At 33.2% G+C, this 23,529-nt stretch carries 20 protein-coding genes; 13 read left to right on the top strand and 7 right to left on the bottom strand.

Annotated features, from left to right (window positions below):
- Positions 1 to 57: 57 nt before the first annotated feature.
- A complete protein-coding gene (locus KAOT1_RS02625) occupies positions 58 to 765 on the top strand; it encodes a 16S rRNA (uracil(1498)-N(3))-methyltransferase (protein ID WP_007093135.1) in 708 nt (235 codons plus the stop codon).
- Between the two features lie 739 nt (positions 766 to 1,504).
- Here the strand turns inward: KAOT1_RS02625 and KAOT1_RS02620 are convergent.
- Positions 1,505 to 2,251 (bottom strand): DUF1223 domain-containing protein, encoded by a 747-nt coding sequence (locus tag KAOT1_RS02620; RefSeq protein WP_007093134.1) that lies wholly within the window; start codon positions 2,249 to 2,251, stop codon positions 1,505 to 1,507.
- A 40-nt stretch (positions 2,252 to 2,291) separates the two neighbouring features.
- Here KAOT1_RS02620 and KAOT1_RS02615 point away from each other — a divergent pair, with 40 nt between their 5' ends.
- From KAOT1_RS02615 to KAOT1_RS02570, 10 genes are all read left to right on the top strand, one after another.
- On the top strand, positions 2,292 to 2,933 hold the full coding sequence (locus KAOT1_RS02615) for a DUF4159 domain-containing protein (RefSeq protein ID WP_007093133.1): 642 nt from the start codon (positions 2,292 to 2,294) through the stop codon (positions 2,931 to 2,933).
- Positions 2,934 to 2,935: 2 nt separating this feature from the next.
- Positions 2,936 to 3,277, top strand: coding sequence for a cyclic-phosphate processing receiver domain-containing protein (locus KAOT1_RS02610; RefSeq protein ID WP_007093132.1), 342 nt, complete (start codon positions 2,936 to 2,938; stop codon positions 3,275 to 3,277).
- Positions 3,278 to 3,283: 6 nt separating this feature from the next.
- The gene (locus tag KAOT1_RS02605; protein WP_007093131.1) at positions 3,284 to 3,799 is read left to right on the top strand and encodes a TrmH family RNA methyltransferase; all 516 of its coding nucleotides are present in this window, start codon (positions 3,284 to 3,286) and stop codon (positions 3,797 to 3,799) included.
- Between the two features lie 36 nt (positions 3,800 to 3,835).
- Positions 3,836 to 4,924 carry an AI-2E family transporter gene (locus tag KAOT1_RS02600; protein WP_007093129.1) on the top strand — a complete coding sequence of 363 codons (1,089 nt, stop codon included), beginning with the start codon at positions 3,836 to 3,838 and terminating at the stop codon, positions 4,922 to 4,924.
- A 3-nt stretch (positions 4,925 to 4,927) separates the two neighbouring features.
- Positions 4,928 to 6,112, top strand: coding sequence for a THUMP-like domain-containing protein (locus KAOT1_RS02595; protein ID WP_007093128.1), 1,185 nt, complete (start codon positions 4,928 to 4,930; stop codon positions 6,110 to 6,112).
- A 1,017-nt stretch (positions 6,113 to 7,129) separates the two neighbouring features.
- On the top strand, positions 7,130 to 7,456 hold the full coding sequence (locus KAOT1_RS02590; RefSeq protein ID WP_007093127.1) for an ArsR/SmtB family transcription factor: 327 nt from the start codon (positions 7,130 to 7,132) through the stop codon (positions 7,454 to 7,456).
- An 18-nt stretch (positions 7,457 to 7,474) separates the two neighbouring features.
- On the top strand, positions 7,475 to 7,948 hold the full coding sequence (locus KAOT1_RS02585; protein ID WP_007093126.1) for a DUF6428 family protein: 474 nt from the start codon (positions 7,475 to 7,477) through the stop codon (positions 7,946 to 7,948).
- Between the two features lie 316 nt (positions 7,949 to 8,264).
- Positions 8,265 to 8,978, top strand: a complete 714-nt coding sequence (locus tag KAOT1_RS02580; protein ID WP_007093125.1) for a glycosyltransferase — start codon at positions 8,265 to 8,267, stop codon at positions 8,976 to 8,978.
- Positions 8,975 to 9,595, top strand: coding sequence for a lipid-A-disaccharide synthase N-terminal domain-containing protein (locus KAOT1_RS02575; RefSeq protein ID WP_007093124.1), 621 nt, complete (start codon positions 8,975 to 8,977; stop codon positions 9,593 to 9,595). The genes KAOT1_RS02580 and KAOT1_RS02575 overlap by 4 nt, the downstream gene beginning before the upstream one ends.
- Positions 9,592 to 11,223, top strand: coding sequence for an ArnT family glycosyltransferase (locus KAOT1_RS02570; RefSeq protein ID WP_007093123.1), 1,632 nt, complete (start codon positions 9,592 to 9,594; stop codon positions 11,221 to 11,223). The genes KAOT1_RS02575 and KAOT1_RS02570 overlap by 4 nt, the downstream gene beginning before the upstream one ends.
- Positions 11,224 to 11,312: 89 nt before the next feature.
- Here KAOT1_RS02570 and KAOT1_RS02565 read toward each other — a convergent pair whose 3' ends face one another.
- The 3 genes from KAOT1_RS02565 to KAOT1_RS02555 all read right to left on the bottom strand — a co-directional run bounded on the left by KAOT1_RS02565 (position 11,313) and on the right by KAOT1_RS02555 (position 16,720).
- The gene (locus KAOT1_RS02565; protein ID WP_007093122.1) at positions 11,313 to 12,248 is read right to left on the bottom strand and encodes an NAD-dependent epimerase/dehydratase family protein; all 936 of its coding nucleotides are present in this window, start codon (positions 12,246 to 12,248) and stop codon (positions 11,313 to 11,315) included.
- A 384-nt stretch (positions 12,249 to 12,632) separates the two neighbouring features.
- A complete protein-coding gene (locus KAOT1_RS02560) occupies positions 12,633 to 15,314 on the bottom strand; it encodes a CHAT domain-containing protein (RefSeq protein ID WP_162014331.1) in 2,682 nt (893 codons plus the stop codon).
- Between the two features lie 101 nt (positions 15,315 to 15,415).
- Complete coding sequence (locus KAOT1_RS02555; protein ID WP_007093120.1) at positions 15,416 to 16,720, bottom strand: S8 family peptidase; 1,305 nt, start codon at positions 16,718 to 16,720, stop codon at positions 15,416 to 15,418.
- A gap of 78 nt (positions 16,721 to 16,798) precedes the next feature.
- On the opposite strand from KAOT1_RS02555, the gene KAOT1_RS02550 reads away from it, so the two are divergent.
- A complete protein-coding gene (locus tag KAOT1_RS02550) occupies positions 16,799 to 17,359 on the top strand; it encodes an RNA polymerase sigma factor (RefSeq protein ID WP_007093119.1) in 561 nt (186 codons plus the stop codon).
- On the top strand, positions 17,344 to 18,165 hold the full coding sequence (locus tag KAOT1_RS02545) for a tetratricopeptide repeat protein (RefSeq protein ID WP_007093118.1): 822 nt from the start codon (positions 17,344 to 17,346) through the stop codon (positions 18,163 to 18,165). The genes KAOT1_RS02550 and KAOT1_RS02545 overlap by 16 nt, the downstream gene beginning before the upstream one ends.
- Here the strand turns inward: KAOT1_RS02545 and KAOT1_RS02540 are convergent.
- The 3 genes from KAOT1_RS02540 to KAOT1_RS02530 all read right to left on the bottom strand — a co-directional run bounded on the left by KAOT1_RS02540 (position 18,157) and on the right by KAOT1_RS02530 (position 23,469).
- Positions 18,157 to 18,987, bottom strand: coding sequence for a hypothetical protein (locus tag KAOT1_RS02540; RefSeq protein WP_007093117.1), 831 nt, complete (start codon positions 18,985 to 18,987; stop codon positions 18,157 to 18,159). The two genes, KAOT1_RS02545 and KAOT1_RS02540, sit on opposite strands and share 9 nt — an antisense overlap.
- A 680-nt stretch (positions 18,988 to 19,667) precedes the next feature.
- Complete coding sequence (locus KAOT1_RS02535; protein WP_007093116.1) at positions 19,668 to 22,094, bottom strand: TonB-dependent receptor domain-containing protein; 2,427 nt, start codon at positions 22,092 to 22,094, stop codon at positions 19,668 to 19,670.
- Entirely contained in the window at positions 22,075 to 23,469 is a 1,395-nt protein-coding gene (locus KAOT1_RS02530) for an HTTM domain-containing protein (RefSeq protein ID WP_238528674.1), read from the bottom strand. Before KAOT1_RS02530 ends, KAOT1_RS02535 begins: the two co-directional genes overlap by 20 nt.
- Positions 23,470 to 23,529: the final 60 nt, after the last annotated feature.

Raw genomic sequence — 23,529 nt, 5'->3', positions numbered from 1 at the left:
GAGAACAGCTTCAAAATACATGAACAAGAATTGTTTACCATCTTGAATTTATAAAAAATGCAACTTTTTTACACACCTGAAATTACATCTGAAACTAAAAACTATACTTTTTCAAAGGAAGAAAGCAGGCATATTGTGCGTGTGTTACGAAAGAAAGAAGATGACATTTTACATATTACCAACGGAAAAGGCTACATTTTTTCAGCTATAATTACGGTTGCCGATCAGAAGAATTGCATGGTAAAAATACAATCGTTTGAGTTTCAACCTCAAAAAAGCTACAAATTGCATTTGGCAGTTGCGCCGACAAAGATGAACGACAGATATGAATGGTTTCTAGAAAAAGCAACCGAAATCGGGATTGATACGATTACGCCAATTATTTGCGATCATTCGGAACGAAAAGTGATTAAAGCAGAACGTTTTGAGAAAATTATTCAATCGGCTACCAAACAATCGTTAAGCGCATATTTTCCGAAATTAAAACCTGCGATTTCGTTTTCGAATTTTATCAGTACACATACGGATGAACAATTGTTTATTGCACATTGCGAAGAAAATGAAAAGCAATCACTGAAAGAAGCACTGAAAATTCAAAAAGATGTAACTATTTTAATTGGACCTGAAGGAGACTTTTCTACAAAAGAGATTCAACTTGCATTAGATCATAATTATATTCCTGTGACTTTGGGAGAAACACGTTTGCGAACTGAAACTGCAGCAATTGTGGCGTGTCATTCGGTAGTATTTTTGAATGAGAAATGATTGGTTTTGGGAATTAGGTATTAGTCAAGTTCTAAGAGTAATTGGAAATTCAAACTAAAATACGAACATACTTTGAACGACAGCGATACTTAAATTTTAATGTAGCAATTTGAAAATTTGGAAATGTGTTAACTAGTTTCAAAGTACGAAACAGATTAAAAAGAAGCAGATTGCTTCACTGCGTTCGCAATGACGATTCAAAAAGTTTTAGTAAGTTAAGAAAAGTTCTAAAACAAAGCGTTCTAAGAGGTTTTTGCGACGCAGAAACAAGTCTAAAAGCGTAGCAAGTCTAAACCCAAAGTTTCTAAAATCGAAACAACCTTGAATCATTGAATTTTTAAATCATTGAATTGAGCGAAGCAAAAAAATAGGCATTAGCTTTTGGGAATTAGGTATTGGTCAAGTTCTAAGAGAAATTGGAAATTCAAACTAAAATATGAACATACTTTGAGCGACAGCGATACTTAAATTTTAATGTGTCAATTTGAAAATTTGAAAATGTAGCAATTAGTTTCGAATAACACTCAAATTTGTCTTAGAAACGTATTTAACATTTAGTATTAAATTTTTAATTGAGCGAAGCGAACAAAAATTTGGTTTTTCTACCAACAGATTGCCACGTCGCTATGCTTCTCGCAAAGACGTATTCAAATACGTTTAAAATCTAGTAACGAAGCGATCTAATATCTAAAGCGATAGCGGTCTAATAGGCGAAGCCGATCTAGTATCTAAGAAGCGATTATAAAAAATCTAATTTCTGCGCCGTTAAGATATCTTTCTGAGTATTTTCTAAAATCATATATACACTCAATTTGTCATTTTTCGTAACAATTTTGGGAATATCTATGGTGTAATTTCCTGATGCTTCAACGTTTGTTAGGTATTTTTCCGCAACCACAATATGGCTGTTTTTTAAGGTTCTTCTGGCGTTTTCTCCGCGTTTTACTTTTGTTGTACGTTCTTGGATTGCCAAAACAACACGCGCTTTTGTGTTGGAAATACTTCCGTTGATCGTATAGTTAAATTTAATCTTTTTTGCCGTGTTTTCTATCGCGCAAAGCGAAATACCAACAGTAGACAATTCCTTTTTATACGCTTTTATTTTTGCATACATTTTTGCACGATTGGAACCGACAAAATGCTCTTTTCCATTGACAATTACTGCTGGCGTATAAATTTGATTGTCTCTAAATTTTCGCGCATACGCTCGTTGTTTGTCAGTAAATTGTTTTTGACTAAACGGATCTTTCCAACCAATATAATCCCAATAATCAACATGATATGAAAGCGTAAATACGTTTTTGGTTTTAAATTCATCTCCAACTTTTTCTAACAACGCATCTGCGCTAGGACAACTTGAACAACCTTGTGACGTAAAAAGTTCTAAAACTACCACCGAATCGTGTTTTTTAACTGTCCAATTTGAAAAAGAAGTAAAAAAGATTAGTGTAAAAAGTGAAAGTGTTATTAAATATTTTCGTTTCATCATCTTAAAGTTTAACTTGCATTGTATAAGACGATTTTACATGAAGAAGCTTACGATCCTTTTATTTTTATTTAGCCTTTGCCAAGTGTTTTCTCAAGAAATTGGAATTTTAAAATATTCTGGCGGTGGCGATTGGTATTCAAATCCGACTGCAATTCCAAATTTGATAAAGTTTTGCAATCAGAATATTAATACCACTATAAAAGCAAAACCCAAAACGGTAGAAGTTGGCAGTACCGATTTGTTTCAGTTTCCATTTGTACATATGACAGGACATGGAAATGTATTTTTTTCGGAAGAAGATGCTGAAAATCTCCGTAAATATTTAACTTCTGGTGGTTTTTTACATATTGATGATAATTACGGAATGAATCAATACATCCGCAAAGAACTGAAAAAAGTGTTTCCGAATCAGGAATTGAGAGAAATTCCAGCAACACATCCTATTTTTAAGCAACCGTATGCATTTCCGAAAGGTTTGCCAAAAATTCATGAACATGACGGATTACGTCCGCAAGCACTTGGTTTGTTCTATGAAAATAGATTGGTCTTATTGTTTACTTTTGAAAGTGATTTAGGCGATGGTTGGGAAAATAAAGAAATTCACAATGATTCTGATGAAGTTCGCTTGAAAGCCTTGCAAATGGGCGCCAATATTGTGCATTATGCTTTTAAACATTAGCCATGAGTTACAATCTTTTTTTAGATGATATTCGCGTGCCAGAAATGGTATATCGCAATCCTGAAGAATTTGATTTTGTGATTGTGCGCACGTATGAAGAATTTGTAGCATATATTGAAGTCAACGGACTTCCGAAGTATATTAGTTTTGATAACGATTTAGGATTGAATCCTGATGGAGAAGTTGCCGAAGATGGCTATGCCGCTGCAAAATGGTTGGTATACAATTCTAGTTTAGATTTGAGAGAACTCGATTTTTATGTTCATTCTGCAAATCCTGTCGCAGCAAAACAAATTGAAGGTTTGCTGACAAATTATATCAATCATTTACAATCGAATTCTTAGCAATACATGTCACAACTCACACATTACACCACCAATTTTGAGAAGCGAATATTTCCGATTACATTGGTTTCCGATCAAGTATCAAATGCGCCAAATATTGGTTCATTATTTCGTATTTGTGATGCTTTTGGTGTAGAAAAAATTATTTTTTGTGGCGATAATATTCCCGTTTTTGGTAGAAGAATGACAAAAACTTCACGCGCTACCGAAAAAGTAGTGCCTTTTGAAATTACTACAGATATTCATGCTGTCGTTTCAAAGCTTAAAGATCATGGTTACACAATTATTTCTTTGGAAATTACGGAAAACAGTCAATCAATTCACACGATTGATTTTTCCAAATATGAGAAAATTGCCTTGGTAATTGGTGATGAAAATTTTGGCGTAAATCCTGAAACTATCTACGAATCGGATGTGGTGATGCATATTGATATGTTTGGACAAAACAGCAGTATGAATGTTGTACAAGCCACAAATATTGTGCTATATGAAATTACGCGACAACATTTAGTTGCGAAATAATATTATTGTCTTAATTTTAGCTACAAACTCATTTAGATGACTTCAAATACTATTGCAAACGGAATTTTAAAAGCACTCGCAGTGATTCTAGGAGTATTTTTACTGCTGTATTTCTTGTATAAAATTCAAGTTGTCATTGTGTACATTGCCATTGCCGCAGTGATTTCGTTGATTGGAAGACCGATTGTTGGTGTTTTAAAACGACGTTTAAAATTCAGAAACACGATTGCTGTTATTTTTACCATGACCATTATGATTGGTTTATTTGTAGGACTCATTATGATGTTTATACCACTTGTAGCGGAACAAGGGCATAATTTATCGCTACTGAATATAGAGGAATTACAAGGAAATATCGAAAACTTATATGAGCAAATTTCTGGGTATTTGTCTACCAAAAACATCGATTTAGATCAATCAATTAAAGAATCTAAAATTTTTGCAAACATTGATTATGCGCTTATTCCTAACTTTTTCAATGCGCTTATCAGTGGTTTGGGAAATTTTAGTATTGGTTTACTTTCTGTCCTTTTTATATCATTCTTTCTATTAAAAGACAGCAAATTATTAGAAGATGGCATGCTTGTTTTAGTTCCTAACAATAAAGAACAACGTTGGAGCAGATCGTTTGAAAAAATCAAAGATTTGTTATCTCGCTACTTCGTAGGTTTGGTATTTCAGATTATAATTTTATTTGTTATTTACACGATTGCGCTGCTTATTTTTGGAATTTCGAATGCGATTGTAATTGCCTTTTTGTGTGCTCTTTTAAATTTAATTCCGTACATCGGACCTTTATTTAGTGGAATTTTGATGATGGTTTTATGTATGACAAGTAATTTAGAAGCTGATTTTAGCGAAGTAATTTTGCCAAATACGATTGGCGTGATGATTTTCTTCCTCATTGCACAATTGATCGATAATTTTTTAAGTCAACCATTAATATTTTCAAATTCTGTAAAATCGCATCCGCTAGAAATTTTCTTGGTGATTATTATCTGGGGAATTTTATTTGGAATCATCGGAATGGTTGTCGCTGTGCCTTCATATACTGCCATTAAAGTTATTTTGAAAGAGTTTCTATCGGATAATAAAATTGTCAAATCGCTTACAAAAAACCTTTAATTTTTGAATTTACAGCTTTTAACACCCGAAATTCAGCAATTTATCAACGATCATCTTAAAGATAATCCTACGAAACTTTTGTTAAAACACAAAGAAGTTTTTGGTGTTCCTTTTACTGAAATTATTGAGCAAATTCAAGCGAAAACTAGATGTGAAAAGAAGTTACCAACTTGGTTCAACGCAGAAAACATCTATTATCCAAACAAATTAAATATTGAACAAACCTCATCTGAAAAAACAGCCAACTACAAAGCTAAATTACTTTCAGGAAATTCTTTGATAGATTTAACAGGCGGATTTGGCGTAGATTGTTATGCGTTTTCAAAACAGTTTCAACAGGTAACACATTGTGAAATTTCTCCAAAACTCTCCGAAATTGTCACACACAATTACAATTCATTACAGGTAGAAAATATACAAACCGTCAATCAAGACGGGATTGCATATTTGCAAAACTCATCAAAAACGTATGATTGTATATATATTGATCCTTCGCGAAGAAACGACGTAAAAGGAAAAGTTTTTTTATTGGAAGATTGTTTGCCTGATGTCGTTTCGCATCAAGAATTATTGTTTGCACATGCAGATACAATTTTAATAAAAACTTCACCATTATTAGATATTACCAATGGTTTGCGCGCTTTGCAACATGTGAAAGAAGTGCATGTGGTTGCGGTTCAAAATGAAGTCAAAGAATTGTTGTGGTTATTGGATAAAAATACAAATACCGAAAATGTTTCTATCAAAACGGTCAACCTGACGAACAAAGAAGATGAGTTTTTTAACTTTCAACTATCGGCAGAGAAAGAATTTACTGTTGTGTACAATCATCCAAAAAAATATTTATACGAACCTAATGCTGCTATTATGAAAGCTGGTGGATTTTCAAGTATTGCGAAGACATTTCAATTGGAAAAATTAGCGCAACATTCTCATTTATATACTTCTAACCAATTGATTTCATTTCCTGGAAGACGTTTTGAAGTTCAAAAAATACTCCCATACACTAAAAAAATCATCAAAAAAGAACTAAATTTACCAAAGGCAAATATTACTACACGTAATTTTCCGGAGTCAGTTTCAAATATTCGTAAAAAATTGACAATTGCCGATGGCGGAGAAGACTTTTTGTTCTTAACCACCGTATTTACTGGAAAAAAAGCAGTTATTCATTGCGTAAAAGCATGAAAAAAACTTCAAAAAAATCGCTTTTACGGTTTTACCGTAGCATTTATAACATGACACCTTATCGCATACTTAAGACTTCTGCATACATTTGAATCATGCAATACAGTTTTAGGGATTTAGGGGAATCCACTATACTTTGGGGAACTTTGAAAAAAGTTCCCCTTACTTCTTTTATAGGGTAATGCTATTTTAAGATTTTACTTCAATTCACCTCTTTTGATCGTAAAAAAATGTACTTCATCGATTCAATATCTTTTTAGCGTTTCAAAAAACAATTCACATATACAAATACATACATTTGAACAACCTGTTTAGGTAACTAGTAAATAACGATACTTAAAGCCGTTTCTGAGTAAAATAGATGCGGCTTTTTTGTTTAATTATTTTTAAAAAAGTAAAACACAGAGAACTCGATTTTTAAAAAAACATTTTTTTATTATTGAAATTTCTTACAATTTATAGCGTTAATCGATAAAATGTGGATTTGATAGAATGACTAGTAAAAGCTGCCTGTTTAACCTTTGTAATCAATAGTTTTACAACGTATATGAATTTAAACTTTCAGAATAACAAAGCAATTTTAAAATTTTGTCACGTTTTAATTAAGCCGAAAACAATACAGAATTAAAAACTAAACAGTAAATAGAAATTCGAATTCGAATTTTTATTATTGTTGTATGCAAATACAACTCTTACTAAAGGGAGGTTTATGGTAGGGCCTCCCTTTTTTTTAGTGAAACTCAAATTTGAAAAGCTAAAAGAGCGAATACAAATTTGTTAGTTGAAGGAATCCTTCTCTCCATTTACGTTTATTGCTTCAATATTTTTATGATTCGCCTTTGCAAGAATTTTAAAAAATTCGTGGCAATCTGTTTCATAAAAGACAAAACTTCCTTTAAAGCTTAAAACTCATAAAATTAAAGTAGTAGCACGTTTTCAAACCTCAACTTTCTGCCAAATTCTAAAATTTAACAACAATAATTTCTTCATGTCAAAAACATATTCTAATATTGCAATATGGGAATAACAAAAACAATCGGATTTTCAGAGGAAATAACCGCTATGGCAGACACCTTAAAAGTACTTGGGCATCCTGCACGCTTGTCAATCATGCATTATTTAGCAAACACTCCATCGTGTATATGTAATGATATTGTGATGGAATTGCCACTCGCCCAACCTACTATTTCTAGGCATTTATCGGAGTTAAAACGTGTTGGGTTGATTCAAGGGGAAATTTCGGGTAAAAATATTTGCTATTGCATCAATTCGCAGAAATGGCAAGAAGTGTTACAGTATTTAGAGACAATTACGATTTCCCTATCAAATGCAAAGAAGTGTTAATTTTTATATCAAAGAACAATGAAATTATCAGAAGTAAAAAAACAGTTAGAAAATTTAGAACAATTAGATTTTTATTTACCAAATTCACAAAAAGTTGAGAGTCATTTTCATGTGACAGAAGTTGGACAGATTTCAAAGAATTTTATCGATTGTGGCGGCGTGGTTCGTACGGAAAATGTCGTAAATTTTCAATTATGGTCTGCCGATGATGTAGATCACCGTTTGGAACCAAAGAAATTGATGAACATTATTGAACTTTCTGAGAAAGTCTTGGGAATTCAAGATTGGGAAGTTGAAGTAGAATATCAGGCGGAAACGATTGGAAAATATGGATTGGATTTTCAAGACAATCATTTCGTGTTAACCACAAAACAAACCGATTGTCTTGCAAAAGATAATTGCGGAATTCCTGCGCAAAAACCAAAGATGAAATTGTCTGAATTACAAGCACAAACAGATGCTTGTTGTTCGCCTGAGTCTGGTTGTTGCTAAAAAAAGTACGATCAACAATAATTATGCATTAGAAACTTCATTACGAGTTCCTAATGCATAATTTACTATTAAATTAGATTCTTACAGCCGATTTGTGAACTCATCTTGGCTTTTTCTATTTTCTAAAAAATGGCTAAAACTCGCCCATATTTCAGCTATTTTCTTATCCATAGCGATCCTATGCCTTTTAAAATAGTATTATCTGAACAAATTTGAACTCATTTTCGGTTAAAAATAAAAAGTCAAGACAAGTTCAATAAAAAAACAATAACTTTGACGGATATTTTTAAGCTATTTAGAAACAAAGTATTCGTAAATGGAGAAAGAACTAACCATCGTTGTTCCTGTATATAATGAGGAAGACAATTTAGAAAGAGTTGAAAAAGAATTGGCTGCTTATGCCAAAACTGCTAAAATTCCTGTAAAAGTTTTGTTTGTAAATGATGGCTCTAAAGATAAAAGTCAGGAAATGATTGAAAAAATCTGTACAGATAGCGAGATTTTCAATTTTGTTTGTTTTGCTGAAAATCGAGGATTGAGTGCCGCCATCAAAGCTGGTTTTGACAATACTGAAACTAATTTGGTAGGTTATATTGATTCTGATTTGCAAACGGCGCCTGCTGACTTCGATTTACTCCTAGAATATATTGGCGAATACGATTTGGTAACGGGCGTTCGTGCCAACCGAAAAGATTCATTTGTCAAAAATATGTCTTCAAAAATTGCCAATGGAATCCGCAGAACGTTTACCAAAGATGGTATGGACGATACAGGTTGTCCGTTGAAAATTATTAAGACTGATTACGCAAAACGCATTCCGATGTTTAAAGGATTGCACCGCTTTCTTCCTGCGATGATTTTATTACAAGAAGGAAAGATAAAACAAGTTCCTATTCAGCATTTTCCAAGAATTGCGGGCGAAGCAAAATACGGTTTGTGGAATCGTTTATTAGGTCCGTTAATGGATTGTTTTGCTTATGTTTGGATGAAGAAAAAGTACATCAACTATTCTATTGCTAAGAAAGGATGATGACGTGGCTCGTTTACGGAATTGGTGCGCTTGCACAATTATTATTTTCAGGAAGAACCTTACTACAATGGATTATTTCAGAGAAAAATAAAAAAGTATTAACACCTGCGCTGTTCTGGAAATTAAGTCTTATTGCTTCCTTCCTACTCTTTGTATACGGTTATCTTCGGAACGATTTTGCCATCATGCTCGGACAGGTTTTGACGTATTTTATTTACGTAAGAAACATGCAATTGCAAGGCGAATGGTCGCGAATGCACAAGTTGGTTCGCGTTTTTATCATTATTTTTCCGTTAATTATCATTGCCATTGGTTATAATAATAACAAACAAGATATTTACAATCTGTTGAATAATGAAGCTATTGCCGATTGGTTGTTTGTGTTGGGAATTGCAGGACAATTAATTTTTACCTTACGATTTATTTATCAGTGGATTTATTCTGAAAAGAAAAAGGAATCAAGTTTGCCTTTTGGCTTTTGGATGCTGAGTTTGCTCGGTTCCAGTTTGATATTTACGTATGCAATTTTTAGAAAAGATCCGATTTTAATTGCTGGTCATATATTTGGAATTGTTACGTATGTTAGAAATATAATGCTTTTAAGAAATCAGTCATGAATTTTATACAGGAGAAAAATTACATTTGGATATTAGTTATTGTATGTGCGTTCATATTCTTTACCAATCTCGATGTATTGTATCCAAATATCATGGAAGCCAGAAACTTCATTACAGCACGTGAAATGGTTTCAGATGGCAATTGGTTACTTACCACGATGAACGGCGAACCACGTTACGAAAAACCACCTTTACCAACTTGGCTAGCAGCGATTTCTGGAATGATTTTCGGTTTTAAAAGTTTGGCAGGTTTGCGAATTCCTTCTGCGATTATCACGCTAATTTTAGTATTATTCTCATACCGTTTTGGTGTTTACTTTTTGAAAAATAAAAAACAAGCGTTTGTCAATGCATTAATTTTAGCCACTTCGTTTTACATCATTTTTGCGGGAAGAAACGGAACTTGGGATATTTTTGCGCACAGTTTTATGATAATTGGTATCTATTACATTTTTCAGTTCTTTTCTGAGGAAAATCATATTTGGCGAAATTCTCTTTTGGCAGGAACATTTATCGGATTATCCTTTATGAGCAAAGGTCCTGTGTCACATTTTGCACTGTTTTTACCGTTTATCATTTCATATAGTATCGTATATAAATACATGAATTTTAAGCAAAAATGGTTGCCCTTGTTAGGTTTAGTTGCAGTTACAGCATTGTTATCAGCTTGGTGGCCACTATATGTAAATGCTTTTGATGGCGATACTGCAAAAGCTATTGCAGAGAAAGAAACCACAGCTTGGGCAGATCGTAATGTGCGTCCGTTTTACTATTATTGGAGCTTTTTTGTGCAATCGGGAATTTGGACCGTTGTGGCGCTTGTAAGTTTGCTATATCCGTATTTGAAATCGCGTGTGGCAAATTTGAAAGCGTATAAATTTAGTTTGTTTTGGACACTTTCCGCGGTTGTATTATTGTCCTTGATTCCTGAAAAGAAATCGCGTTATTTATTGCCTGTATTGATTCCGTTGGCATATACGACAAGTTTCTTTATGATGTATGTTTTTAAGTCGTTTCAAACAAAAATGAAGAACTTAGAAAAGTTTCCTGTATATCTAAATTTTGGCTTGGTTGGATTGATCGGATTGGTGTTTCCAATTATTGGTTATATTTTCTTAAAAGATCGACTATCAGGATTTTATACACGATTTATCATTACATCATTGATTTTGGTTCCGATCGGTTTTTTCATTCTAAAATATTTATATCAACAGAAAATTCAGCGAGTTTTCTATTTACTAATTTTCTTTTTGATGACCACAATTAGTTTCGGTTTTCCATTGGCAAATGCATTTTTGGACAATCCGAAATACAAATCGCTCGCAACCATTTCGCAAGAAGCAGAAACCGACAATATTCCTGTGTATTTATTCAATATTCAATCGCCAGAATTGGTGTGGGATTATGGTGGAATGATTCCGTTATTGCACAGTCACGCCTTAGAAATTCCAAAAGAAGCTAAGTTTAAAGCGTTGGTGATGATTGGTGCCAAAAAAACATTGCAGAAAGCGTTTCCAAGTTATAAAATTACGTATATCCGAACGTATGATTTGAATCCGATTGATGATTCTAAAAAAGGCTATAAAGATCGTTTGCGTACGGAAATGTATTTGTTGGAGAGAGATTAGCATCTCGACTCCGCTCGATGTAATGGTTTTGGTATTATGGTATTTTGGTATTAAAAAAATTGTCTTTTTATCAGTTTTCAACTTCAATTTCACAAATCACGAAACCAAGTCAATTGTTCAGCAACACCTTCTTCTAGAGTTACCATAGGATTGTAGTTTAGGAGTTCTCTTGCTTTTCCTATGTCTGCTTTAGTTCGTTGTTGATCGCCAGAACGCGGCGGTAATTTTTCAAATGTAATTTTCGTATTTAGTAGTTTTTCAACAGCATCAACTCCTTGTTGCGTCGTATATTCGGCTTCTGTTCCGATGTTGAAAATTTCTCCGTTGCAAACTGCTTCTTTTCCAATAACACTTGTAATTCCTTTTACAATGTCGCTTACATGTGTAAAGCTTCGCAAGTGTGACAAACTTCCTTCAAATAGTGGAAAAGTCTTATCGTTTAATCCACAATCTAACAGTTTTGTGAATAGCTTGTCTGGACGTTCTCGTGAACCGTATACAGAGTACAATCGTAATGAACAGGCGTTGAGTTGATTCAGCCTTGAGCTGCATAAAACTAATTGTTCGGCAGCAAGTTTCGTCACTCCATAATGAGAAGCTGGTTTTGGTACGACCGTTTCTGGAAATGTTGCGTTTAATCCATAAATTGAAGACGTTCCAATATTCACAAAGAGTTGTAATGAAGAAAGTTTCAGTGCGTACGAAAGTAAGTTTTGCGTGGCAATTACGTTGTTTGTTAAGTAATCTTCAAACGTAGAAGTCGCGGCGATTCCTGGTTGTGCGGCAAAATGAAAAATATATTCAATTCCTTTAGGAAGTTTCTCAATAGCGGTTATTTCACGCAAATCTGCTTGTAAAATTTCAATGCCTTTTGCACGCAAAGTTGCTGCATTTTTTTTCTTAAGTTGCACAGGATAGTAATCTGAAAAATTATCTATTCCAACAACTTCATGACCTTGTTTTTGTAAATATTCTGCAACATGCGATCCGATAAAACCAGCAATTCCCGTGATGAGTATCTTCATTGATGTACTTCGTAATGTGTTTGACGCATAAAAGTATACATAATTTATGAAACCCTTTTTGTTATTTTAAATTTCTATGCGTTTTCTGGTATTATAAAAGGCTTTCCTGTTACAGAAAGCCTTTCTTTATATGCATAATTAACGCAAAAATTTGATACAGTTTTTCAGTTGGTCTGAGTGTGTATCTATTATACATATTTCTTCAATGGTTGAATTGGTAAGTTTTCAATTTTACGTTTTTAAAGGTTAGGTTTATGTGAGCAATTTGAGTTTGTAAATAAGTGTTCGTTTATACATATGGGCACTTTTGTGGAATTCATTACCCAATAAAAAAGTTAGTTGTATATAAAAACACCTTAAACCACTATTAATAAACAATTTATGTTATTTTAAAATTTTCTTCCGATAGCCAAAAAATAGGATGATAAGAATGAAAAGTATCGCCCCAATAATAAAGATTGTATTATTATTTTTTGATGGAAGCATGATAACATCGGTACTTCCTGTAAGTGTAAAAGCTGCCCAATAATACGGAGTATTTTGTGTGTTTTGATGTTTTTGTAAATATGCTTTTTTGGCAAGTTGCAATGCTTTGGATTTAGAGTTTCCGTTGTTTAATTCCGTATAAAACGTTTGTAAGATTTCGTTTCCTGCTTGCTCGTTTACATTCCATTGTGAAGCCAAGACACTTTGCGTTCCGTTGTAGAAAAAACCTCTGGAAAGATTGATGATTCCTTCGCCAGAAAGATTCACGCCATCGTTGGTTTTGCAAGCATCTAGAATGACCAAATCTGCCTGGTTTTCAAGTCCAAAAAGTTCAGTAAGCGTTATTTTTTCTTTGTAAAAAGCCAACCAAGGCATTTTGGAAATACTGTCTAAACCTGCATGTGTATTGACATGAATGATGTTGAAATTATTTCTGTGTTTGATAAAATTTTCTTTGGAAGCTTCTTTTCTCGTCAGCAATACCGAGTTTTCATACTCTGATAAGAATTCCAATACTTCTGTTGTTTCTGCTAATGCTGGTAATTCCTTGTCTTCAAATTCGTTGGGCGCGATGACTAATAATGCTTCTGTTGGTGCATTTTGTTTTTTCTGAATTTGCTCAAAAAGTGAAAACGATTGTACATACGAAGTTTCTACTGTATTCACCAAATAAGCATCTGAGAGTTTCCCTTCTTTTTTCATCGGAATGAGTTCAAAAGGAAGGTATTGTAAATTCTGATCGGCAACAATCGTCAGTTTTTTGTTTTGCAAACGTCGTGAAGCATTTTTAAATGGAAATAACTGTTGAAATACTTCAAAACCAATAGTTTGATACGTTTTTAATGCTTCAGAATTCATGAAGCGTTTGGTCATAAACATTTTCAATTTCTTCAATTGCTGTTGAAAGTTTGCTGTATTTTCTATTTTAAAAAACTCAGGATTTTCTCCGTCATAATAGATACCATAACCATCTGTTTCGTGTAAAATGTATTCTACAAACGCAGCTTTTTGCTGTGTACAAGTTTCCATCACATTTTGCAAAGAAACAATAGCAACTTTTTCTTTGGTTTTTGTATATTTTGGATATGCGCGTTGCATGGAGTCCATAAATGTTTGAAACTCCGCTTTTTTATCTGCAAAACTTTTCCGCAATGTTTGATTGTCAATTTCTTGCTGAAATTGCGTTTGTAAATTAAGTACTTCGTAATTTAGTTTGTATTCGCGCTCCAATAAATTGCGAGGAATGTTGGATGCTAGTTTGGATTGAAAGGTTTTTATATTTTCTTGAAGCAGCAACGCTTTGTTATTTTCCATAAAGTAAAACGCGCTTTCAACATCATGTAAGCGATAACAAATTTCTACTGCGAGCATGTAAATGTTGACTCCTTTTTTAATCCAAAATAATTTAGACGCTTCTGCATCGACATTATATCTGATTAAGGACACCAATTGGTCAATTAATATAACGGTTTCTTTGGCTTTGTAGAGATAGGTTTGATCTTTTTCTTCTTTATAAGTTTGCACGTAATGATCGGCTAAATCAATCAAATAAACCAATATTTCTTGTTCATAACCTGATGTTTTGATTTCTGAAAGTGTTGGTAAACGAAAGTTATTTTTCAGTTGTGTATCAAGCTCCGAACAAATAATAACTGCTTTTTCTAAGTATGGAAGCTTTTCTTTTGAAAACTCTGTATTTAAATAATATCCTTTACTATTGTATGCGTTCGCTTTTTGATCTGCATCATCTGAAGCTTCAATAATTCTTTGATAAATTTGATTGGCAAGTTGATGCTTTTGCTGTCTAGAGTATACTATGGCAATGTTTAAAGCAACATCCCATTCTTCATATATATACCCATTTTCTTTGTATATTTTTTGCGCTTTTTTATAAAATTTTAATGCATTTTCCAATTCTTGAAAACTATCGTATACAATGGCTAAATTGGTATAAATTCCTGCGAGCATTTTTGGTTTTGACTGAAAAAAATCTAAATGATCTTCAATGTTTTTTTGACGTGCTTTTACAATGGCTAAATCTGAAATGTCATCTTTAACTTCAAACGAAGTTTCATAAATTTTTGAATATATGGCGATGATACCACTTGACAATAGACTTTTAAACTCTTTGTTTTCAGAGAGTTTTTTATTGGAAATTCCTGTATTCAAATACTGTAAAGCTCTATAATAATCGCCTCGCTCTCTTTCAATATTTGCCAATTTCCGATACGAATTGCAAGTATATTTATCAGCGCCGTTAGCTTTCACTATTTGCAACAAAAGAGCATACGCTTCTGATGTTTGCTCCAATTTTTGATATACAGAAGCTTTTAAGTATAAACTTTTGTTGAGCGTATTTTGATGCTTTAGTTGTTTTTGAATTTGAATAGCTTTGGTAAGATTTAGCAACGCTTTTTCATAACTTTCAGCTTTGTTGTAACTTCTAGCTAGTTCATAAAAAAGCGTCGCTTGTGTTTTAGGCGTCTTCGGAATGTCTGTATTATCAATCAGTATATTGAATTTCTGTATGCGTACTGATGGTTTTGCAAATTGATTAATACTATCAATAGTAGCTGACAAATCCGTATGCTGCCCATGAGCAATGCTTTGAAAACAAATAAACAACGCCAATATGTATCTTAGAGAGAAAGTCATTCCTGCTCTAAAATAAACATTAATTATTAATCGAATGGAATAATCAACTTATTGAAATAGGTGTCTCTAGATATATCGTCTCCCAAATCTGTAAATGATTCAAGTACGACACTTCCTCGTATACTCAACTCATCTTTTAACTCTTCAGGAGATAGTATACCATCTTCATAGAAAATAGCTGCTGCTTCTATAGTTACCTGCGGCGCAGCAAATGAAGTTCCTTGCACAAAAACATCATAAAAAGAAATTCCTTCGCCTTGCGCAAAAAAATCAACACTTAGAACTCCGTAGTTTGAAAAATTTGAAATTTTTGATGTATCTTCATTAGCGGAAGCAACCGCAATCACATTTTCTTGTTCATACGACGAAGGAAAATGTCTTAACATGTCATTATTACTAGAAAGATTTCCTGCAGAAGTTACATAAATAGTAGTTGGATTTGCATCGACAATGTTTGAAAAAATAGATTCTAAAGATTCTCCAAAACCGTCATCATACCATCCCATACTTATACTTACAATATCAGCTCTTTCCGAAGCATATAAAGTGCCACATAAAAAATTAAAATAGCTCGCTTGACCTAAAGAATTGGAAACTTTTACTGGCAATATTTGATGCGGAATTGCATTAGTAGTTAGTTCGTTAGTAATCATATTGGCAATAATGCTTCCGTGTTTCCCTTCGTTATCATCAAAAGTATTGGCATCTTCGTCAACAAAATCCCAGCCCGATTTTTCATCGCCTACCGCAACACCATCAGCATTGAATAAAATTTTATTTGCCATTGTATCTGTATTAAATACAGTCAAACCTGTAGCAATTCCTGAATCGACTATAGCGATGGTAATTCCAGAATTCTCCTCTTTTATATATGAAGTATATCCTGTATCCAAATCCGTTCCTGTAAATGGACTTTCTATATCCAAACCAAATACAAATTCATAATCGACTGCAAGTACGCCTGTATCACTTTCGTCATCTACTTGATCTTTGATAGAGCGTCTTTTAGGTTCTATATTGATAACTCCTCCAAAAGACCAAAGTTCGATATCTTTATTAGTGCAATGACAAACTTCATAGTTTGTGACTCCATTAGCCATTCTTATATTATTTTTTTCGGGATCAGTGGTACCGTTTTTATATTGCACTATTAATTGTGTGTCTGAATACGTGGGGAAAAAATTTGATTTACTTGTTATATTTTCTGGACTTGTATTCACAATTTTATCATTTTCAGTTTTAATGTTGCTTTCAGTTATCAAATCATCTGTTGAACATGAACACGTTAGTAATACTAATACAAATGCAATAAGTTTTTGTATATTTCTCATAATATTTAATTTTTGCGTTTACATATAGGGGAATAAACACGGAAAACATTACCCAATATTTTAATCTTATTTTTATTTATGAAAGATAGTGAAAGATATGTTAATGCACTTATCTCTGGAAATGAGAAAGTTACATTGGAAATTTACAATAAATTGTTTCCCAAAATAAATTCGTTTGTACTTAAAAATAGAGGCGACTCACAAGATGCATCTGATGTTTTTCATGATGGACTCATGTATATCATCGTCACACAAAAAGAAAAAAGAACTGAAATAAAGTCTTTTGAAGCCTATCTTTTTACCGTTTGCAAAAATATCTGGAAAAGAACGTTAAAAAATAAGGTAATGAAAACCGATACTTTGACACTAGAAGATAAAGAAGAAGCATTAAGTACTTTTGTAATAGAACAGCAACTACAAGATTTTTATATTGAAAAATTTGACTTGCTCTCGCATAATTGTAAAGAAATTTTAGGCAGTTATTTTAACGGATTGAGCTATGAAGAATTATTGACCGAGTACGCATATGCCTCAATAAATACGGTAAGACAACGTGTTTTTAAGTGTAGAGCAAAATTGATTAAACTAATAAAGGAAGATAAAAAATATCAAAAAATAAAGAAATGGCGTCAGAGTTAACAGAAAAGCTTTTAGGAGATATTGAGCGTTATGTAAAAGGCGAAATGACTGGCATTGAACTGAAAATGTTTGAAGATAAACTAAAAGGTGATGCAACACTTCGTAGCGAATTACAACTTCAAATTGAACTTTCGGAAGCCCTAGGGAATCAAAGTGATTATTCGCTGTTTAAACAAAAGTTGAGTCGCGAGGAAATTAACAAGCTAAAAACCAAGCTGCGAAGTAAAGAATATCAAGGATTATCGGCAAATATTCGAAATGCAGAAAAAGTCTATTTTAGTGAAAAAGAGAATGTTAAACCTATACAAAAATACTATCGTTATTTCGCTATTGCTGGAATGATTGTTTTATTTTTAAGTATTTATTTTATACAGATGACCTCATCGTACAGTGACTATTACGAGGAATATGTAGATTGGACTGAGTTGCCTTCTTTTATAGAAAAAGGACAACAAAAAGATGCTTTTTTCAAAGGAGAAATTGCTTTTAAACAAGAGGAATATAAAGAAGCCGCAGCATTTTTTGAACAAGTAAAACCCTCATACGAACTTTATGTGTATAGCTTGCAATACCTTGGTGCTTCTTATGACAAACTAGGTAAAAATGATAAAGCAATCGCTACTTTTCAAAAGTTAGCAGATTTTGACGATTCCTTTGAAAGTAGTAAAGGAACTTGGTATGAAGCGATGATACATCTAAAAATGGAAGCTAAAGACAAAGCGATTTATTTGTTAAACACGCATATTGAAGATCCTGACAATTATAATTACAGCGAAGCAAAAGTGTTGTTGCGGAAGTTAAAATAACGTTCCAATGTATTGAATCCAACCTTCACCATTTTCACTAATGGTTTGAATCACTTCTTTGGCGACTTCTGTATTGCAGGTTTCCAAAAACTTACGAATCATGCTTCCTGATTTTTTCTTTTCCTTTTCGGAAGCTGTTTCAGATTTTAGTGTTTCTAGGTTTGAAAGTAGTTTCTTTTCTTGTTTGGTATTCTTTGAAAGCGTTTTGATTAAATCTACAATCTTGTCATCAATCTCAGAAATATTGATTTCACTTTTGTGAAATGAGCTCCCTATAAACTGTGTTTTATCAGTCGTATTACTTTGTTCTTTTACAATTGAATTATTATTTCCAATTGGAATAAAAAACTGATCACTTTTACTAGCCAAGAGTTTAGTAATATCAGTAATTTGCTCATTTTGACTTTTCAGTAAATTATTTTCAACTTGTAAAATATCTAGTGAATGTTTAAAATGTTGAATTTGATTTTTCAGTTTTAAAATTAAAACATCTGCTTCTTTGTCTGTCACGTCATCAACCGCATTTACTTGTAGATTATTTTTATCTGTTTTTAAGAAGCCTAAATATTCGTTTAGCCAAGTTTGTAACTCTTCTTTGGTCGTTGTCTCTGGAAAATCAAACGCAATGTCTAAACCGCCTTCAACTTCGGAAGCGTGCATAATAATTTCTACTTTTTTACTGTCTTTTACGTAATTGGAAAAAAATACTAAATATTGGCGAATACTAGAAATAAGATGTTTGTCTAGTTTTAGGAATGTGTATTGTTTGAGTTTGGATTCTGCTATATTTTTAGCGATTATTAATTGGGCATTCTTGTCCATCAACAAGTTTCTCGTTTTAACTGCTATTTGAGTATTTCTAAAAAGTGAAATGCACAACAGACTTATAATTATTAATAAAGCAGAACTTAAGAGTGAAGTTAATTTATCCCTTTTGTATCTTTCTTGTAATTCTATAAATGATAAATCTTCTATGTTATATTTATAAATAACTGATTGAAAAATTATCAACGCTGCTAGTATAAATGAAAATAAAGCTATTAGCCATATTGTAGCATTTTTATTTAACTTAAGAGTAATGGACATAGAAAATTAAATTTAGTAAGAAAAAACATAAAGATATCTAAATTTCTTTCAATAAAAACAATAATAAGATTCAAGGTTAAAAATATTGTTTTAAAGACAGACCAAATTCAGTTTCGCATAATCCTAAGAACTCACTGTAATAAGATTTTGAATCTAGTTCAGAATGAAGCTTTCCTGTTTCATAAAAACTTAATCGCTAATTTGTCATTCCGCATTTATTGAGGAATCCACTAAATTCCTCAATAGATTCCTGCCTTCACAGGAAATTGAAGATTCGACAAAGTCAATGATAATACTATAAAAAACATTCGTGGATTCGTGATAAATAAAAAGGAATGAAAAACATCTTTCAATCTTTTAAGCATTCAATTCTTCAATCTTAATAGATTCCTGCCTTCGCAGGAATGAAAAAATGGTTAGAGTTTTATTTGAAGTGTCGCATAAAAGTTCCGATTCACAGATGGAATGATTCCTGGTCCAGGATAACCTGTTGCGCGTCGTGTGAAATATTCATTGTCTAGCAGATTATTGATTCCTGTTTCGAGCTTGAAATTTTTATACGTATACGAGAATGAAATATCTAAAATATCATACGCAGGAATTTCCCCAATCACACCGCTTAAGTTACTTTCTACCGCATTGGAAGCATCTGTAAATTGCTGCGAAATGTACGAATATTGAATGTTGGATAAGAAGTTTTTATATCCGAAACGAATTCCTGTTTTTAAGTTTACATTTGGTACAAATTCCACATTATTACCTTCAACGCCACTTTCTTCGGTTTTGGTATATTCTGAATCTGTAATTGCAGCATTGATGAAATAGTTGAAACTGTAATCGTTATTTTTGATGAAGATTTCGTTCAGATTAAAATCTAACAAACCTTCAAAACCGTACATTATGGCGTCTCCAATATTGCCACGTTCACTTTTTACGCTTCCATCTGCGAAAGCACGTTGTACAAAACCAATTCGATCGTTGTAGAATAATCCAAAAGCTCCCAAATCGTACGAAATCATGTTTTTATAATTTCCGCGCACTCCAAAATCGATAGTCATTCCTTTTTCGTCGTCAATTTCTGGACTGATCGCGAATGCAGGATTGATAATACTAATATCTGTAAACGTTACCGAACGATAGTTTTGTGAAACATTTCCATAGATTTCCAACGCGTCCGATGGTTTGTAACTTGCCCCCAAACCAAAGAGTACAAAAGAACGTTCGCGCGTTTCGCTATTGTCAACCGTTTCGTTTAGAATAACGTTTCCAGCTCCATCGGTATTGATTCGCTTGAAAAATCCATCACTTTCTGTTTTGATATGTTCAAATCGGAAACCTGGCGTGATCGATAATTTATCATTCAGGTAGAAAATATTTTCCCCAAAGATTGCCACATTTAAATTTGGATAGTCGTATGCTGATTGATTTTGATAGTTTGGATAATCGTCCAATTGAAATTCAAAATTCGGATCGCTTCCCGCAGAACCTGGACCTTGCGCACTTGTATTGTCTGCTTTGTAAAATTTTGAACCAATTAGGAAAGTAGATTTTTTACCAAAAACTTCGTAATTACTCAACAAACGTGCTTCAAATCCGAAGTTATTAAAATCGCCTTTTATCAAATCTCGTTCCGTTCCTGGATCAACTTGATTGACTCTGTTAGTTCTAAAACCTAACGCATTTCGAGAAGCATTTAACCCAAACGCATTGAATGTAAAATTCGTGTCTTCTGAGAATTTGTGCGAGAGTTTTACATTATACAACAACCAATCAATTTGAAACCAGTTTCGTGCTCTATTGCTTTGAAAAGGATTTTCAGTAAACATTGCATCGGTCAAACCGCCAGCTTGCTTTGCCAAATAGCGTAAATACGTAACTTCTGCTTCTAGTTTTGTGCGTTCATTGAATTGATAGCCAATGTGTGCATACGCGTTTTTTGATTCAAATTCTGAGTTTGGACGAAATCCATCGCCTTTTTTGTAGTTGAAAAACGAATAGTAACTAAATTTATCAACCGTTCCGCTTATGCTGGTAAAGTTTGTGTATAAGTTGTTACTTCCAATGGTGTTTCTGGTAATAAATTCAAACGGTTTTGCCTGATTTGGTTTTTTCATCACAAAATTCACCAAACCTCCAAATTGCGTTCCGTATTGCAAAGATGCCGCTCCACGAATGATTTGGATTTCCTGTAAACCTTCTGCCGCAGGCGAATAGTAACTTTCTGGATATCCTAATACATCTGCGCTAATGTCATACCCATTTTGTCGTGTGTTGAAGTTTGCCGTACGATTCGGATCGAGTCCGCGACCACCAATATTGAGTTGCAATCCTGCATCATCATTTTGATAAATATTCAATCCTACGACTTGACTGTATATTTGACGAGCGTTGTTGGACGCTAAGTTTGCCATGGATTGTTCTACTAAAACAACTTCGGTTTTTTTCCCTGCAAAAATCGCCGTTTCTTCTACATCTTTTAATCGCTTTAGCGCGAATATTTTCGTTTTTCGTACATTCAATTCTACTTCCGAGAGCTGTTCGCCCAAAGGCTTTAAAGAAACATTCAGCACTATATCTTCAGCTACAACAAGCTGTTTTTCAAATACTTCATATTCAAACGAAAAGAAGATAATTTTTAGTTGCTTTTCTTCTGTAGTAAATTCGTAATATCCTGATTCATTGGTTGTGGCTAATTTTCCTGAACCTTGATCGTAAATATCTACATTTGGAATAGGTTTATTGTTTTCTGCGGAAATTATTGTTCCCGAAATTTTTTGTTGTGCAGCTAGGGAAATACTGAACAAACAAAGTATACTAAGTATGCTAAAATCCTTTAATGTCATCGTTAAATGGTAAAATCCAGTTTTTAGGTTTGAATGATCTTTTTTGCTGATATAAATCAACTGTTTTGTCTATATATAATTGGCTTAATCGTCCGTTGAGCGCCACATAACTTTCTACATATACTTGTACATTTTTATGTCCGTCTTTGGTGAATGTATCGCCGAGATAGTGTGCGTATTCGAGAATGAAATCTGGTTGAAAACTCATTTGTTTTTCTTGTCGTTCTGTCAAAAAATCACTGTTTTTTACGTAGAAATAGTTTCCCGTTTTTCCATCGACTATTTTAAAGGTGGAAATTCCTGCTTTTTCCATAAGCATGACGCGCCATGAGAAACGATAGCCTTGTTCTGTCCAAAATAATTCGCCAGGATATAAAAGATATCTGAAAGGAAGTAGTAATTGGATTGTAAAGAAGATTATAATTACAGAAATAACAAACGATTTGTAACGTATTTGATATGCTGAGAATGTTTGTAATGTTGTTGTTTTTAGCATTCTCAGTTTGCTCAATATATTTTTGATGAGTGTTATGATTTTTTGGTGAAAACTTGCATCAAAGAAGATTAAGGTTCCTACAATCATTACAAACGGAAACATTCCGATAGGAAATAAAACGCGCGTGAATACATGAAAAAATACTACCAATATGAATGCAAAAATACGCGTTTTTTTGTAGAGCAATAAGAATGGAATGCAGAGATCGTACAACATTCCTGACCAACTCATGGCAAAGTGAAACCAGTTTTGATGCATGAGTGTTTCTCCTATGATGGGCAGATCAAATTTTGATGGTAGCCAGATTTTTAGTGGTTGTGCTTTGAAAAGCCAATCAGAGTTTATTTTTGCTAATCCTGCGTAGAAATAGACAATTCCTAGCAAGAGTTTGATGGCGTCAATTGTCCATTTTGGAATGTTCTCGAAGGTTCTTTTTCGTGCTAGATTGTCCATGGAAAATGTCGCATTCGCCGGAAGGAAAATCATCAAAAAACTCAAAATACTGATGAAATAGTAGTGATTGAGATAGGTTGTTTTGTCCATCAATTCGATGTACGTAAAACTCAAAAAGAAAGTGATGATTGCCAAACGATATTTGAGTCCGAGTGCGACAAAGAATGCTGAGAGTCCGCAAATAAAAAAGATAAGATATGTATAATTTCCTATCGGTTTTACCCATTCAAATCCGTAGTAAGAAAAGTGAAATGTAGGTTCGAGATATTGTGTTTCTATCCAACCGTGAGCCCAAAAACGAATGATTCCGTAACACATCATCAATCCAAAACCAATACGAAAAACCGCTAATGGCGCTGCGTTGGTTTGTTGTTGTATGTATGTTTGAAAACGATTCACTCGATCATTGTGGTTTAAATACTCCAATAGTTTCTTTTATATCGAAGTCGTTAGGTTTGATACAAAAAAAGGTTGCCACGACGACAA

Source organism: Kordia algicida OT-1, from assembly GCF_000154725.1.
GTDB lineage: Bacteria > Bacteroidota > Bacteroidia > Flavobacteriales > Flavobacteriaceae > Kordia > Kordia algicida.
This window is presented reverse-complemented; position numbering and strand designations above follow the sequence as displayed.

Excerpts from the sequence above, each read along its gene's own strand:
- KAOT1_RS02570 (WP_007093123.1), top strand. The coding sequence starts at position 9,592 with ATGAATTTTATACAGGAGAAAAATTACATTTGGATATTAGTTATTGTA.
- KAOT1_RS02605 (WP_007093131.1), top strand. The coding sequence starts at position 3,284 with ATGTCACAACTCACACATTACACCACCAATTTTGAGAAGCGAATATTT.
- KAOT1_RS02540 (WP_007093117.1), bottom strand. The coding sequence starts at position 18,987 with ATGGACAAGAATGCCCAATTAATAATCGCTAAAAATATAGCAGAATCC.
- KAOT1_RS02620 (WP_007093134.1), bottom strand. The coding sequence starts at position 2,251 with ATGAAACGAAAATATTTAATAACACTTTCACTTTTTACACTAATCTTT.
- KAOT1_RS02555 (WP_007093120.1), bottom strand. The coding sequence starts at position 16,720 with ATGAGAAATATACAAAAACTTATTGCATTTGTATTAGTATTACTAACG.
- KAOT1_RS02585 (WP_007093126.1), top strand. The coding sequence starts at position 7,475 with ATGAAATTATCAGAAGTAAAAAAACAGTTAGAAAATTTAGAACAATTA.
- KAOT1_RS02615 (WP_007093133.1), top strand. The coding sequence starts at position 2,292 with ATGAAGAAGCTTACGATCCTTTTATTTTTATTTAGCCTTTGCCAAGTG.
- KAOT1_RS02610 (WP_007093132.1), top strand. The coding sequence starts at position 2,936 with ATGAGTTACAATCTTTTTTTAGATGATATTCGCGTGCCAGAAATGGTA.
- KAOT1_RS02590 (WP_007093127.1), top strand. The coding sequence starts at position 7,130 with ATGGGAATAACAAAAACAATCGGATTTTCAGAGGAAATAACCGCTATG.
- KAOT1_RS02575 (WP_007093124.1), top strand. The coding sequence starts at position 8,975 with ATGATGACGTGGCTCGTTTACGGAATTGGTGCGCTTGCACAATTATTA.
- KAOT1_RS02580 (WP_007093125.1), top strand. The coding sequence starts at position 8,265 with ATGGAGAAAGAACTAACCATCGTTGTTCCTGTATATAATGAGGAAGAC.
- KAOT1_RS02535 (WP_007093116.1), bottom strand. The coding sequence starts at position 22,094 with ATGACATTAAAGGATTTTAGCATACTTAGTATACTTTGTTTGTTCAGT.
- KAOT1_RS02600 (WP_007093129.1), top strand. The coding sequence starts at position 3,836 with ATGACTTCAAATACTATTGCAAACGGAATTTTAAAAGCACTCGCAGTG.
- KAOT1_RS02545 (WP_007093118.1), top strand. The coding sequence starts at position 17,344 with ATGGCGTCAGAGTTAACAGAAAAGCTTTTAGGAGATATTGAGCGTTAT.
- KAOT1_RS02565 (WP_007093122.1), bottom strand. The coding sequence starts at position 12,248 with ATGAAGATACTCATCACGGGAATTGCTGGTTTTATCGGATCGCATGTT.
- KAOT1_RS02625 (WP_007093135.1), top strand. The coding sequence starts at position 58 with ATGCAACTTTTTTACACACCTGAAATTACATCTGAAACTAAAAACTAT.
- KAOT1_RS02550 (WP_007093119.1), top strand. The coding sequence starts at position 16,799 with ATGAAAGATAGTGAAAGATATGTTAATGCACTTATCTCTGGAAATGAG.